Annotated in this window: 16 protein-coding genes; 11 read left to right on the forward strand and 5 right to left on the reverse strand. The window is 62.4% G+C overall.

Going from position 1 to position 12,614, the window contains the following annotated elements; translation table 11 throughout:
- Positions 1 to 11 precede the first annotated feature (11 nt).
- The 8 genes from ACQKP1_RS14330 to ACQKP1_RS14365 all read left to right on the forward strand — a co-directional run bounded on the left by ACQKP1_RS14330 (position 12) and on the right by ACQKP1_RS14365 (position 4,979).
- Positions 12 to 455, forward strand: a complete 444-nt coding sequence (locus ACQKP1_RS14330; RefSeq protein ID WP_203017066.1) for an SAM-dependent methyltransferase — start codon at positions 12 to 14, stop codon at positions 453 to 455.
- Positions 456 to 531: 76 nt separating this feature from the next.
- The gene (locus tag ACQKP1_RS14335; RefSeq protein ID WP_427275761.1) at positions 532 to 1,344 is read left to right on the forward strand and encodes a cyclase family protein; all 813 of its coding nucleotides are present in this window, start codon (positions 532 to 534) and stop codon (positions 1,342 to 1,344) included.
- A gap of 10 nt (positions 1,345 to 1,354) precedes the next feature.
- A complete protein-coding gene (locus tag ACQKP1_RS14340; RefSeq protein ID WP_427275762.1) occupies positions 1,355 to 1,771 on the forward strand; it encodes a carboxymuconolactone decarboxylase family protein in 417 nt (138 codons plus the stop codon).
- A gap of 90 nt (positions 1,772 to 1,861) precedes the next feature.
- The gene (ade, locus tag ACQKP1_RS14345) at positions 1,862 to 3,556 is read left to right on the forward strand and encodes an adenine deaminase (RefSeq protein ID WP_427275763.1); all 1,695 of its coding nucleotides are present in this window, start codon (positions 1,862 to 1,864) and stop codon (positions 3,554 to 3,556) included.
- Between the two features lie 50 nt (positions 3,557 to 3,606).
- Entirely contained in the window at positions 3,607 to 3,807 is a 201-nt protein-coding gene (locus tag ACQKP1_RS14350; RefSeq protein WP_427275764.1) for a hypothetical protein, read from the forward strand.
- Positions 3,804 to 4,061, forward strand: a complete 258-nt coding sequence (locus ACQKP1_RS14355) for a hypothetical protein (protein WP_427275765.1) — start codon at positions 3,804 to 3,806, stop codon at positions 4,059 to 4,061. Before ACQKP1_RS14350 ends, ACQKP1_RS14355 begins: the two co-directional genes overlap by 4 nt.
- Before the next feature lie 18 nt (positions 4,062 to 4,079).
- Positions 4,080 to 4,184 carry a type II toxin-antitoxin system YoeB family toxin gene (locus tag ACQKP1_RS14360; protein WP_427275766.1) on the forward strand — a complete coding sequence of 35 codons (105 nt, stop codon included), beginning with the start codon at positions 4,080 to 4,082 and terminating at the stop codon, positions 4,182 to 4,184.
- Positions 4,185 to 4,193: 9 nt separating this feature from the next.
- Positions 4,194 to 4,979, forward strand: a complete 786-nt coding sequence (locus tag ACQKP1_RS14365; RefSeq protein WP_427275767.1) for a potassium channel family protein — start codon at positions 4,194 to 4,196, stop codon at positions 4,977 to 4,979.
- 3 nt (positions 4,980 to 4,982) lie between these two features.
- Here the strand turns inward: ACQKP1_RS14365 and aac(6') are convergent, their stop codons facing one another.
- Together aac(6') and ACQKP1_RS14375 are read right to left on the reverse strand one after the other, a co-directional pair.
- Complete coding sequence (gene aac(6') / locus ACQKP1_RS14370) at positions 4,983 to 5,435, reverse strand: aminoglycoside 6'-N-acetyltransferase (protein WP_427275768.1); 453 nt, start codon at positions 5,433 to 5,435, stop codon at positions 4,983 to 4,985.
- A complete protein-coding gene (locus ACQKP1_RS14375) occupies positions 5,432 to 7,093 on the reverse strand; it encodes an alpha-glucosidase family protein (RefSeq protein ID WP_427275769.1) in 1,662 nt (553 codons plus the stop codon). The genes aac(6') and ACQKP1_RS14375 overlap by 4 nt, the downstream gene beginning before the upstream one ends.
- A 181-nt stretch (positions 7,094 to 7,274) precedes the next feature.
- Here ACQKP1_RS14375 and ACQKP1_RS14380 point away from each other — a divergent pair, with 181 nt between their 5' ends.
- On the forward strand, positions 7,275 to 8,369 hold the full coding sequence (locus ACQKP1_RS14380) for a glycosyltransferase family 4 protein (protein ID WP_427275770.1): 1,095 nt from the start codon (positions 7,275 to 7,277) through the stop codon (positions 8,367 to 8,369).
- Between the two features lie 9 nt (positions 8,370 to 8,378).
- Here the strand turns inward: ACQKP1_RS14380 and der are convergent, their stop codons facing one another.
- From der to ACQKP1_RS14395, 3 genes are all read right to left on the reverse strand, one after another.
- A complete protein-coding gene (der, locus tag ACQKP1_RS14385; protein WP_427275771.1) occupies positions 8,379 to 9,794 on the reverse strand; it encodes a ribosome biogenesis GTPase Der in 1,416 nt (471 codons plus the stop codon).
- A gap of 40 nt (positions 9,795 to 9,834) precedes the next feature.
- Positions 9,835 to 10,506, reverse strand: coding sequence for a tetratricopeptide repeat protein (locus ACQKP1_RS14390; RefSeq protein WP_006725728.1), 672 nt, complete (start codon positions 10,504 to 10,506; stop codon positions 9,835 to 9,837).
- Positions 10,507 to 10,616: 110 nt separating this feature from the next.
- Complete coding sequence (locus tag ACQKP1_RS14395) at positions 10,617 to 11,195, reverse strand: NnrU family protein (RefSeq protein ID WP_427275772.1); 579 nt, start codon at positions 11,193 to 11,195, stop codon at positions 10,617 to 10,619.
- A 129-nt stretch (positions 11,196 to 11,324) separates the two neighbouring features.
- Between ACQKP1_RS14395 and ACQKP1_RS14400 the strand changes: the two genes are divergently transcribed.
- Together ACQKP1_RS14400 and ACQKP1_RS14405 are read left to right on the forward strand one after the other, a co-directional pair.
- Positions 11,325 to 12,341 (forward strand): polysaccharide deacetylase, encoded by a 1,017-nt coding sequence (locus tag ACQKP1_RS14400; protein ID WP_427275773.1) that lies wholly within the window; start codon positions 11,325 to 11,327, stop codon positions 12,339 to 12,341.
- A 90-nt stretch (positions 12,342 to 12,431) separates the two neighbouring features.
- Positions 12,432 to 12,587: a hypothetical protein gene (locus tag ACQKP1_RS14405; RefSeq protein ID WP_427275774.1), complete on the forward strand. Its 156-nt coding sequence runs from the start codon at positions 12,432 to 12,434 to the stop codon at positions 12,585 to 12,587.
- The last annotated feature ends 27 nt before the right edge of the window (positions 12,588 to 12,614 follow it).

A 12,614-nucleotide genomic window follows, 5' to 3' on the forward strand; every position in this document is an offset into this window, starting at 1 on the left:
GGAGGAGCGTGGTGGCCCAGGCGTCGTCAAGACGACTGATGGAGATCGCCGACGCGCTCCCCCTGTCGCCCGGGATGCGCGTGCTGGAAATCGGCTGTGGACCTGGCGTTCTCGCCAGGCTCATCGTCGAGCGCATGCAAGGCGAAGTCTTTGTGCTTGGCATCGACCGGTCCGCGAAAGCGATCGCGGTCGCCAGGGCTAAGATCCAGCACGCCGCCTATCCGACTGCCCTCGCCTTTCGAGAGGCAGAGGCCGAGGGCTTCCAGCTCGCCGAGAACGAAGCTCCCTATGATCTTGCGGTCGCGGTCCGGGTGGGTGCGCTCGATGGTCGCCACCCGGAGGCCGGCAGGATGGCGCTTCGGCGCCTCCGGGCAGCGCTGACTTCGCAGGCACGCCTTTTCATCGACGGCGGCAACCCGCTTCGGGAAATTCCGCTGACGGGGCTTACGGACTAGCGCCCGAGACACCTCTTGCCCGTTGCCATGCTTCGGATACTCTCCACCGGTCAACAACCGTGGAGAGGGCAGGCCTATGTGCAATCATTGCGTGATCGAGACTGTGAAGCAGAACATGTTGTCGAGGCGCTCCCTGTTCAAAGGCATGGCCTTTGCAGGCGCAGCGGCCGCCACCGGCGGGATTGCAAAGCCGGTGCTGGCGCAGCAGAGCCCGAGCAAGGTGGTGGACCTCACCCATGCCTATGACGGCACCTTTCCGACCTTCGACGGCATTCCCGGCATCGAATATGAATGGGCGGTGGAATTTGAAGGCAACGGCTATCAGCTGCACAAGCTGACGATCTTCGAACACACAGGCACCCATATCGACGCGCCCTTCCATTTCAGCGCCGACGGCAAGAGCGTCGACCAGATCGAACCGCAACAGCTGGTCGCCCCGCTCGCCATCATCGACATCACCGACCGGGCCAAAGAAGACGCCAATGCGATGGTCGAGGCAACCGACGTCGAAGCCTGGATCAGCGCCAATGGCGAGATCCCGAGAGGGGCGGTCATGGCGCTCCGCTCCGGCTGGGCGAAGAAGGTGACGGACCCGTCCTTTCGCAACGACGGTGAAGGCAAGTTCGCCTTCCCGGGCTTTGCCAAGTCGGCAACCGACCTGTTGGCGACATTCGACGTAGCCGCAATCGGCGTCGATACGCTGTCACTTGATCCCGGCAATTCGGCAGACTTCGCCGTGCACAACAGCTGGCTGCCGGGCGGGCGCTACGGCATCGAATGCCTGAACAATTTGGAGGAGCTGCCGGTCACCGGAGCGACGATCATGGTCGGCGCCCCGAAGCACAAGGGCGGCACCGGTGGGCCGGCCCGCGTCCTGGCGCTGGTTTGAGGACGACCACATGGCGGTCCTCCCTCTCCTCAGCGACGAGCAGGCGAGCGCGGAAGCGCTCGCCGTCTTCGATGACATCCGCGCAAAACGCGGCACCGATTACGTCAATAACTTCTGGCGGGCGCTCGCCCATGATCCGGACGAGCTGAAGTCCGTCTGGGACCGACTGCAGACCGTGATGGCACCCGGCGCCCTCGACCCGCTGGTCAAGGAACTGATCTACATCGCGGTGTCGGCCACCAATGGCTGCGCCTATTGCGTTCATTCGCACACGGCCTCGGCCAAAGCCAAGGGCATGACGCCGCAGATGCATGCCGAACTCCTGCAGGTGATCGCCATGGCAAGCCGCACCAATGCGCTGGCTGTGGCGCTGGGCGTGCCAGTGGACGCGCGGTTTAAGGCAGAGCCTCCGGCGAAGGGGGATTGAGCCGCAGCACGACAGATCGAGATTGCGGCCCTTTCCCTCTACCCAGCCCAGTCGCTACAGTGGCGGGAACAATAGAATCGGAGACGCCGCATGACCGACCTTGAACGCCGTATCGACCAGGGCACCGGCCGCGAGCCGGCGGATATCGTCCTCAAGGGTGGGCGCTTCTTCGATCTGGTCACCGGCGAGCTGGTTTCATCCGACATCGCGATATCAGGCGAGACGATTGTCGGAACCGTCGAGGACTATGAAGGCCGCGAGGTCATCGACATCACGGATAAGATCGTCGTGCCCGGTTTCATCGATACGCATCTTCATATTGAAAGCTCGCTGGTCACCCCGCATGAATTCGACCGCTGCGTGCTGCCCTATGGCGTGACGACTGTCGTCTGCGACCCGCACGAGATCGCCAATGTGCTCGGCACCGAGGGGATCCAGTTCTTCCTCGATTCGGCCGAGCAGACGATCATGGACATCCGCGTCCAGCTCTCCTCCTGCGTGCCGGCGACGCATCTGGAAACCTCCGGCGCCGACCTGCCGATCGAACGGTTGTTGCCCTTCCGCCATCATCCGAAGGTGATCGGCCTTGCCGAATTCATGAATTTCCCGGGCGTGATCCACATGGATCCGATCTGCATGGCGAAGCTCGAAGCCTTTCAGGACGGTCATATCGACGGCCATTCGCCGCTGCTTTCAGGCCGGGATCTGAACGGCTATCTCTCCGCCCGCATCCGTACCGATCATGAATGCACGAGTGCTGCGGAAGCCATGGAGAAGATCCGCAAGGGTATGCATATCCTGGTGCGCGAAGGATCGGTCTCAAAGGACCTTCATGCGCTGATGCCGATCCTGTCAGAGCGGCTTTCGCCCTTCCTTGCGCTCTGCACCGACGACCGAAACCCGCTAGACATCGCCGAACAGGGCCATCTCGACTACATGATCCGCGAGGCGATCAGAAACGGCGTCGAGCCGCTCGCCGTCTACCGCGCCGCCTCGATTTCGGCGGCCCGCGCCTTTGGTCTGCGTGATCGCGGCCTCGTCGCACCCGGCTGGCGGGCCGATCTAGTGGTCGTCGACAGCCTGGAAAACTGCAAGGCCGAAATGGTGTTTGCAGCCGGCCGGCGCGTGACGGACGAACTCTTCGCCAGCCGCAAGCCGGTTGCTCCCGTCGGTCTCAACAGCGTCAAGGCCAAGGTCGTGAAGGCCGCCGATTTCGGTGTGCCGGTAGCCGAAGGCGAAACGCCCGTGATCGGTGTCATGCCTGGCAAGATCATCACCGAACACCGCCGCTACCGTCTGCCGACCTCGGGCAACCAGACCTCCGTCGATCTCGCAAACGACGTGATTAAGGTCGCCGTCATCGAGCGCCACGGCAAGAACGGCAACCACGCCAATGGCTTCGTCCAGGGCTTCGGCCTGAAGAAAGGCGCGATCGCCTCGACCGTCGGCCATGACAGCCATAATATCTGCGTGGTCGGCGTTTCCGAGGAGGACATGGCGATCGCCGCCAATCGTCTGAGCGAAATCAAGGGCGGTTTCGTCGTGGTCGAGGACGGCAAGGTGACCGGCGAGATCCCTCTGCCGGTCGCCGGCCTGATGAGCCTCGAGCCCTATGAGAGCGTGCGCGACACGCTGCATCACTTGAGACAAGCCGCCTATGCTCTTGGAACGCAACTCGAAGAGCCCTTCCTCCAGGTCGCATTCCTGCCTCTACCGGTGATCCCGCATCTGAAGATTTCAGACAAGGGCATGGTGGATGTCGACAAGTTCTGCCTGATCGGGTGAGGATTGGCAGCGGACCAGAGAAGCCTTATGTTTGAGGCGAGGATGAAGCCATGACCCGTCTCGAACGTCTTGTAGAAATGGTCCGCGAATTGTCGCCTGAGGAGTTCGACACCTTTGCGGCATCGGTGGAAGAACTGCGCGCAGAGCGCTGGGATCGAGAAATCGAACAGGACTCGGCAGCAGGACAACTGGACAAACTCATCGAGGGTGCGTTGGCATCTCACGCGGGGGCGCGAACGCGGCCGTTGTGAACCACTACACCACACCGGAGTTCTGGGCTTGTTACAACGCGCTTCCAGAAGCGGTTCGCAAACTCGCCGACCGTAACTTCGATCGCATGAAGGCCGATCCCCAGCATCCATCACTGCACTTCAAGCAGATCGGCAAGGTCTGGTCGGCGAGGGACGGCATTGGACATCGGGCGCTCGCCGTCCGGTCGGGCGAGGACTGGATCTGGTTCTGGATCGGCTCTCATGCGGATTACGATAAACTGATCACTCGATGATCGCTGTGTGCTAGAGGCATGTGGTCCCGCCGCATCACCCAGGAACACAGGATCGCCTACGCCGTTGTCGGCAAGGGAGAAGACCAGTCGCTGGTCGTCCTGCAATGCCGCTACCATTACTGACGAGGGCCCATGGCATCGACGACTGAAATCCCCAAGCCCCTCCGCCAGCGCCTCGCCCGGCTCTATTACGGCCGCGACACCGCCGCAATCCGTTTCCAATTCGCACTCATGGTGATCGATCTCGCGATCATCGGCTTCTTCCTCGCCGGACCCTATCTGCGGGAGCGTCCGAGCTACCTGATCCTCGACTACATGATTGCCGCCTGGATCGCGCTCGAGCTGCTCGCCCAGTGGTCCGCCTCCTGGTCCACCCGCCGCTTCCTGATGCGCCCGATGACCTGGGTCGACATCTTCGTACTGTGCACTCTGCTCTTCCCCTATTGGCTATACAATTTCGCCTTCCTCCGCGTCGCCCGGATATGGGCCGTGGTCCAGAGGCCGGTATTCGGGCTGATGCTCGCCAGGCTGGGGCTCAAGGAGCGCGTCGATGTGGTCAAGGCCTTCGTCAACCTGATCGTCTTCCTGCTTCTCGTCAGCGGCTTCGTCTACACCTTCTTCTTCTATCGTGAGGATCCCGGCACCGGTTTTGTCGATGCTCTCTACTTTACCGTGGCGACCGTGACGACGACCGGTTTCGGCGACATCACGCTGCCGGGCACCTTCGGCAAGCTCACCTCGATCGTCACCATGATCATTGGCATCTCGCTCTTCGTGCGTTTGGCGCAGGCGATTGTCCGGCCGAACAAGGTGACCTTCCCCTGCCCTCAATGCGGCCTTTCGCGGCACGATATCGACGCAGTGCATTGCAAGGCGTGCGGTCACATCCTGAACATCCCCGACGAAGGCGCGACCTGAGGCTCAAAACCGCTTGCGGAAATAGACGACCCGCTGGGTCTCTTCGAAGCCCAGCGCCGCATGCATGGCATGGGAAACGGTATTATGCAGCTCGGCGTCGGAGGCGAGTTCGCTCAGGCCCTGGCCCCTTGCCCACTCCGCGACGGCCGCGACGAGGCTGGCGGCCACGCCCTGCCGACGGAAAGACGGGTCCACCACAATGCCCTCCAGGAAGGCCACCGGCGACGTCTCGCAGCCATTGACATAGTCCGACCGCACACTCGCCTCCGCAAGCCCGATCGCGTTGCCGGTCGCAGTCAGACAAAGGAAGGTGACAAGCTTCTTCGGCTGTGCCAGCGCGTCGACGATTTCAGCCCTATGCCCTTCGAGCGACAGGTGCGGCCAGAGCTGATGGCGTAAGGACGCCCAGGCCTCAAGATCGTCTTTCGTTGCTCGACGAATAGCAGACCCGGTCACGACAACCTCGCACAAATGCCGTCCAGCGGTCCGAGGCGGATTTCCCCATCCACGACCGTGCCGGTCAGGCCGGGCATGGGAAACACGTCGCGCACGCCGTGCCCCTGCGGCAGGGAGATCTCCTGCGGCCCTCGGCGGAGATTGAAGACGAAGAGCAGTCGGTCATCACCCTTGGAGCGGATGAAGGCCAGCACATCCTCATTGGTCGCCAGAAACTCCATGTCCCCGTCGATCAGCGCCGGATGGCTTTTGCGGAAGGCAAGCGTCGAGCGATAGTGAGCTAGCACCGAGCCCGCATCCTTTTCCTGCACATCGACCGAAAGCGCCTGATGCTCCGCCGACACCGGAAGCCAGGGCTTGGCCGTGGAAAAGCCGGCCTGCTTCTTCGCCTTCTCCCAGACCATCGGCGTACGGCACCCGTCCCGCCCCTTGAAGGCCGGCCAGAAGCGGATGCCATAGGGATCGCGCAGATCCTCGAAAGCGAGTTCTGCCTCGGGCAGGCCAAGCTCCTCGCCCTGATAGAGGCAGATCGAGCCGCGCAGAGCCGAAAGCACTGATATGGCGAGCCGCGCCACGGCTTCCCGCTCCTGCGGCTGCTGGACAAAACGGCTGACATGCCGCGTGACGTCGTGGTTGGAAAAGGCCCAGCAGACCCAGCCATCCTTCACCTGTTTCTGGAAACTCTCGACGCAGTGGCGGATATGGCTCGGCGTGAAGTCTGGCCCCAGCAGGTCGAAGGTGTAGCACATATGCAGCTTGTCGCCGCCGGACGTATAAGCCGCGACCGTCTTCAGGGAACGGGCGCCATCGCCCACTTCGCCGACCGTGGTGCGATCCGGATACTCGTCGAGCAATGCCCGGAAGCGCTTGAGAAACTCGATGTTCTCAGGCTGTGTCTTGTCGTAGAGATGGCTCTGCATGCCGTAGGGATTGACGTCGGGGGCATCGAGGCCGGCATCCTCGCTGTCTGGGACATGCGGGGGATTGTAACGCAATTCCTTGTCGTGGAAATAGTAATTGACCGTGTCGAGCCGGAAGCCGTCGACCCCGCGATCGAGCCAGAACTTCACCGAGTCGAGCACGGCATCCTGCACCGCTTTGTTGTGAAAGTTGAGATCCGGCTGCGAGGTGAGGAAGTTGTGCATGTAATACTGCTTGCGCACGCCGTCCCACTCCCAGGCGGGGCCACCGAAGACCGAGAGCCAGTTATTCGGCGCGGTACCATCGGGCTTGGCGGCCGCCCAGACATACCAGTCGGCCTTCGGATTCTCTCGGCTCGCGCGGCTCTCCTTGAACCAGGGATGCTGGTCTGACGTGTGCGAAATCACCTGGTCGATGATCACCTTCAGTCCGAGCCGTTTCGCCTCTGCCATCATCGCGTCGAAATCGGCAAGCGTGCCGAACATCGGATCGACGTCGCAATAATCCGACACGTCATAGCCCATGTCGGCCTGGGGCGACATGAAGAAAGGCGAGAGCCAGATCGCATCCACCCCGAGCGAGGCGATATAGGGCAGTCGCGCGATGATGCCCTTGATGTCACCGATCCCGTCGCCATCCGTATCCTGGAAAGAGCGCGGATAGACCTGGTAGATGACGGCGCCCCGCCACCAGTCGGCCGCATTGGAACGGGTGGGTTTTGCGGGTGACTTTGTCATCGGCAGATCCTTATGGCGGGAATCGTGAGGTCACGCCTAGGGAATCGGGTTCGGAGACCGATGTCAAACACCCCTTTTTAGACTGACATCAGACTGTAATATTGGACCCGCATAAGGCGGCGAGAGCTTGTGAAGGGTGAATCGCCGCTCCGGCGGCCGTTCGGATGAGGGCGGACACGCCATGCCGAGACTGACCATCGTGACCGATGCCTGGCACCCTCAGGTCAATGGTGTCGTCCGCTCAATCGAAACCACCAATCGCGAACTCCAGACGATGGGCGTCGAGGTCTCCATGATCACGCCGGCCCCCTTCCGCAGCGCCCCCATGCCGACCTATCCGGAGATACGCCTGTCACTGGTCACGCCGCGCCGCATCGGCCGAATGCTGGAGGAGCAGCAGCCAGACTACATTCACATCGCCACCGAAGGCCCGCTTGGTCTGATGGCCCGTCGCTGGTGCATTAAACACAAGCGTGCCTTCTCGACGACCTATCACACACGCTTTCCGGAATATGTGGCGGCCCGTCTGCCGGTGCCGCTGTCCTGGCTCTATGCCTATGTTCGCTGGTTCCACAATCGCGGCGGCGCCTGCATGGTGGCGACCGAAAGCCTGAGACGGGAACTGGCAGCACAAGGGCTCACCAATCTTAGCCTCTGGAGCCGGGGCATCGATACGAGCCTGTTTTACCCACGCGAGAAATCGGAAAAGCCCTTCGGCCTACCCCGTCCGATCTTCATGACAGTCGGGCGCGTCGCGGTGGAAAAGAACCTGCCGGCCTTCCTCGACCTCGACCTGCCGGGATCCAAAGTGGTGGTGGGTGATGGTCCTGCCCGCGCCGATCTTCAGGCGCGCTATCCCGATGTGCATTTCACCGGCATGAAACATGGCGAGGATCTCGCCCGCGCCTATGCCGAGGCCGATGTCTTCGTCTTCCCCTCGAAGACCGATACCTTCGGCAACACGATCCTCGAAGCGCTCGCCTCCGGCGTCCCCGTCGCCGGTTATCCCGTGACCGGCCCCGTCGATATCATTCCGTCCGGCTCAAACGCCGGCGCCATGGATCACGACCTGCAGATCGCCTGTATCGCAGCCCTTCAGGCCTCGCCCCAGGCCGCACGGCGGCTTGCCGAGACCTATTCCTGGGAAGCGGCCACACAGCAGTTTTTTGACAATGTCGTGGAAGCGAAAGAGCAACGACGCAGGCGTGGCCTCAGGCAGCGCTTCGGCATCCGCCCGCAGGACGCGGACAGCTATCAGGCACCGGCAACCGAGTGAGGCTGGAGGTCAACGGCGCCGCTTGCGGCCCTCGAACGGGTTTTCGCCCGCCTTGAAGTGGATGCGTATCGGCACGCCCGGCATGTCGAAATCGGCACGCAGACCATTGGTCAGATAGCGCACATAGCTTTCCGGCAGCGCGTCGGGACGCGTGCAGGAAATCATGAAGGCCGGCGGGCGAGCCTTGACCTGCGTCATGTATTTCAGCTTCAAGCGGCGGCCAGAGACGGCCGGTGGCGGATGCTGGGTCGTAACGCTATCCAGCCAGCGATTGAGCTTGGCCGTCGAGATACGCTTGTTCCACACCTTGTCGGTGTCGACGATGTTCTGCATCAGCTTGTCGAGGCCGTAGCCGGTCTGGCCGGACATCGGCACGGCGCGGATGCCGCGGGCCTGCGGCAGAAGCCGCTCGGTCTTTTCACGCAAGTCGGCCAGGACCGCCTGCGGATCTTCGACGAGATCCCACTTGTTGAAGGCAAGCACGGCGGCACGGCCTTCGCGGAGCACGAAATCGACGATCTGGATGTCCTGCTTTTCGAACGGAATGGTCGCGTCGAAAACGATGACCACGGTTTCGGCGAAGCGGACGGCGCGCAGCGTGTCGGCGACCGAGAGCTTCTCGAGCTTTTCCTGCACGCGCGCCTTCTTGCGCATGCCGGCGGTGTCGAACATCTTGATGGTGCGGCCGCGCCAGTCCCACTCAACCGAGATCGAATCGCGGGTGATGCCGGCCTCAGGCCCGGTCAGAAGACGGTCTTCGCCGAGGAAGCGGTTGATCAGCGTCGACTTGCCGGCATTCGGACGGCCGACGATCGCGACGCGCAGCGGCTTGGTATCGTCGTATTCGGGTTCGAACTCTTCGTCGTCCTCGCCCTCGGTCAGAAGGACGTCGGTTTCCGCCTCGTCATCGGGCTCGGGGAAGGCGCGATCCTCGCCGATCGCCTCGACGATGGCGTCGCGCAGATCGATCATGCCTTGGCCATGCTCGGCCGAGATTGGCACGGGTTCGCCGAGGCCGAGCGTATAGGCGTCGTAGAAGCCGCCGTCAGAGCCCTTGGCTTCCGACTTGTTGGCGACCAGCACGACGGGCTTGCCGCGGCGGCGCAGCATTTCGGCGAGCGTCTGGTCTACGGGCGTGAGGCCATACTTGGCATCGACCACGAAGAGCGACAGATCCGCCTCGTCGATTGCCATCTCCGTCTGCGCCCGCATGCGGCCTTCGAGCGTGTCGGCGCCAGCCTCTTCGAGACCAGCCGTATCGATGATGGTGAAACGCAGGTCCACGAGCTTGGCCTCGCCCGGACGGCGGTCGCGGGTCACACCCGGGGTGTCGTCGACCAGCGCCAGCTTCTTACCGACGAGGCGGTTGAAGAGCGTGGACTTACCGACATTCGGGCGCCCGACGATGGCGACTGTGAAACTCATGGGAACGCTAGCTTTCCGGCCTTAACAGGCCTTGTCGTTGTTACGGCGCCTTGCCCGACGCCTTGATGTTGTCGAGCAGCATCTGGGCGCGGTTGGCGACATTGCGCGGGGTTTCCGCATCTTCACTGATCTGTTCGAACCATTCGCGGGCGCGGACCATGTCGCCGGCCTTGTAGGCGGCGAGACCCAGCGCTTCGCGGGCGGCGTGGCGCATGGCATTGGTCGGCGTTGCCATCGACTCGACGAGCGCCGAGACATCCTGGTAGGTGCCGGTATCGACGAGCAGCCAGGCAGCGCGGATCTTCGCCGTATTGCGCACGGCATCCGGGATCGAGGCATCGTCGCCGATCGTCTTGAAAGAGGCAATGGCGCCGGCCGGATCGCCCTTTTCGGCCAAAACCGAGGCGCCACGGAAACGGGCGAGCACGCCATAGGCGCCGTAGCCCTCCTGCTCCAGCGCCTGAAGTGCGGCTTCCGCCTCGTCGCGCTTGCCCTGGTCGGCCAGAGTAAGCGCCGCCAGGAACTTGTCGCCGGCATCCGACGCCTGGGTCGAATCCCAATGGGTCCAGAGACGATGGCCGGCCGTGCCGAGCACGATGACGACGGCGACACCGATGATCCAGCGGCTGTAGCGCTTCCAGGCATTGCGTACCTGGTCGGAGCGAAGCTCCTCGTTCACTTCGCGGATAAAGCTGTCGTTCTGGTCAACCATTCATACTCCCGGACGTCGCCGGCCTTTCCATGCAGTCTCTCATGCGTGAGCGGCCTTCTAGCCGATTTTTGCCCGCTTGTAAGGGGAAAACCGCCAAGAGCCTTAAGCCGTCACATGGCAAGCGGTGCCACACCGATCAACAGTTTGTGCAGCCACATGGTGATGACGGCCCAAGCGACGATACCACCGACCACGGCAATCGCATCGAAGCGGGCCGAAACGAAGGGCTTGAGCACCAGATCGCCGGCCCGTACACGCCGCTTGTAGTTGATCCTGAGGACCACGCCCCAGGCGAGAAGTGCGACGAACAGGAGGACGGACGCCAGGTCGCCATTGGCAAGCAGGTGAGCGGCGGCCCAGATCTTGATGGACAGCACGATCGGGTGCTTGGTCTTGGTGGCGATATGGCCCGCCGGCAGGAAGCCGGCCACCAGACAGATCATCGCAAACAGCATCAGCGTCGTGGTCAGGTGGTTCATGCCGACAGGCGGGAACCAGAGATTGATGACAGGCGCGGTCGCATAGCCCCAGATTAGCACGATCAGGGATACCAGGCTCATCACCGAGTTGATCACCCGCCAACCCGTCTCGCCAAAGCGGTCGATCATCGAGAGCCGGAAACCAGGCGCGACGACGCGGATGAGATGGGTAGCGAGAAACAGGATGATGCCAAGGATGAGAAGCGTCATGGGTCAGAACCTTTCAGGTCGAGTTGCCCAAAGCCTTACTGGTCCGGCGATCGAATTTCCAGAGCGTTCAAAGCTTCGCCGCATTTGGATGGGAGGCAACGCACCCTTTTGATTGCCGGGTAAATGTTGATGTTGCGTAGCCTGATTGCCTTTTCCCTCGCCGCAATGGCGACCACCGCGCTCGCCGGGGAGCCTTCCCCTGCGGCAAAAGGCGCAGATGAACAGAGGCCGAAACAACTGCTGCTCGTCTCCTTCGATGGCGCCCATGACAACAGGCTCTGGGCGCGCAGCCGCGAGATCGGCCAGAAAGCCAATGCCCGTTTCACCTATTTCCTCTCCTGCACCACGCTGATCCCGCGTGCCCGTGCCGGCGACTACAAGGCCCCGGGCATCAAGGCGGGGCGCTCAAATATCGGCTTTGCCATGAGCCCGGAGGAAGTCGGCAACCGGCTGGACCACATCTGGAAGGCCCGCAGCGAAGGCCATGAGATTGCCAGCCATACCTGCGGCCATTTCGACGGCAAGGACTGGACGAAAGCGGACTGGCTGACGGAATTCGAGGCCTTCGACCGGGTTCTGACGAATGCCTGGAAGGACAACGGCTTTGCCGATCGCGAACCGGAGGGTTGGGCGGACTTCGTTGAGAATGACATCACAGGTTTCCGCGCACCCTATCTCTCGGCACCCGAAAGCTTGTTTCAGGCCGAGCGCGAACACGGCTTCCGGTATGACGCAAGCATCGTCACCCACGATCCGACGCTACCGGTCGAAAAAGCAGGCGTCGCCCGCTTCGGCCTGCCGTTGATTCCGGAAGGTCCGAGGGAGCGACGCATCATCGCCATGGACTACAACCTCTTCATCCGCCATTCCGCCGGCATCGACCATCCCTCGAAGGCCGACGAATTCGCCGAGCGCAGCTACCAGGCCTTCCGGTCGGCCTTCGACCGGCAGTACGAGGGCGAGCGCATTCCCCTTCAGATCGGCCTGCATTTCGTCGAAATGAACGGCGGCGCCTACTGGACCGCGATGGAACGACTAGTCACGGAAGTCTGCCCCCTGCCCGATGTCGCCTGCGTCACCTATGCCGAAGCGCTCGACATGCTGGAGGGCCGGGCCAATCCGGCGGCAGCACCCGGCGCCATGTGATATCCCCCTTGATCGGCATGTGATCGCGTGACGCATTTACTTCCCGGCTGGCAGACCCGATATGCCAGGGTAAACATCTCGGGGAAATCCATGAAGATCCTGTTCCTTCTTGCCTGCGCCTGCGTGATAGCCGCCACCATCGGCGCTGTCGCCATTGGGCTTTCACTGTTCACCCAACCGGAAGCCTATGCCGCCCTGCCCGCGGGCTCCACCACGACGGTCTTGGTGTCGCCAAGCTTGGGCTGACAACCTCCGTCATCGCAAACGCAAAGG

Origin of the sequence: Allorhizobium sp. NPDC080224 (assembly GCF_050281005.1) — a bacterium.
GTDB lineage: Bacteria > Pseudomonadota > Alphaproteobacteria > Rhizobiales > Rhizobiaceae > Allorhizobium.

What these genes read in the sequence shown, in the direction of transcription:
- ACQKP1_RS14375 (WP_427275769.1), bottom strand. Translation starts at nt 7,093, where the DNA reads ATGACAAAGTCACCCGCAAAACCCACCCGTTCCAATGCGGCCGACTGG.
- ade (WP_427275763.1), top strand. Translation starts at nt 1,862, where the DNA reads ATGACCGACCTTGAACGCCGTATCGACCAGGGCACCGGCCGCGAGCCG.
- ACQKP1_RS14395 (WP_427275772.1), bottom strand. Translation starts at nt 11,195, where the DNA reads ATGACGCTTCTCATCCTTGGCATCATCCTGTTTCTCGCTACCCATCTC.
- ACQKP1_RS14365 (WP_427275767.1), top strand. Translation starts at nt 4,194, where the DNA reads ATGGCATCGACGACTGAAATCCCCAAGCCCCTCCGCCAGCGCCTCGCC.
- der (WP_427275771.1), bottom strand. Translation starts at nt 9,794, where the DNA reads ATGAGTTTCACAGTCGCCATCGTCGGGCGCCCGAATGTCGGTAAGTCC.
- ACQKP1_RS14400 (WP_427275773.1), top strand. Translation starts at nt 11,325, where the DNA reads ATGTTGCGTAGCCTGATTGCCTTTTCCCTCGCCGCAATGGCGACCACC.
- ACQKP1_RS14360 (WP_427275766.1), top strand. Translation starts at nt 4,080, where the DNA reads ATGTGGTCCCGCCGCATCACCCAGGAACACAGGATCGCCTACGCCGTT.
- ACQKP1_RS14380 (WP_427275770.1), top strand. Translation starts at nt 7,275, where the DNA reads ATGCCGAGACTGACCATCGTGACCGATGCCTGGCACCCTCAGGTCAAT.
- ACQKP1_RS14405 (WP_427275774.1), top strand. Translation starts at nt 12,432, where the DNA reads ATGAAGATCCTGTTCCTTCTTGCCTGCGCCTGCGTGATAGCCGCCACC.
- ACQKP1_RS14350 (WP_427275764.1), top strand. Translation starts at nt 3,607, where the DNA reads ATGACCCGTCTCGAACGTCTTGTAGAAATGGTCCGCGAATTGTCGCCT.
- ACQKP1_RS14340 (WP_427275762.1), top strand. Translation starts at nt 1,355, where the DNA reads ATGGCGGTCCTCCCTCTCCTCAGCGACGAGCAGGCGAGCGCGGAAGCG.
- ACQKP1_RS14335 (WP_427275761.1), top strand. Translation starts at nt 532, where the DNA reads ATGTGCAATCATTGCGTGATCGAGACTGTGAAGCAGAACATGTTGTCG.
- ACQKP1_RS14390 (WP_006725728.1), bottom strand. Translation starts at nt 10,506, where the DNA reads ATGGTTGACCAGAACGACAGCTTTATCCGCGAAGTGAACGAGGAGCTT.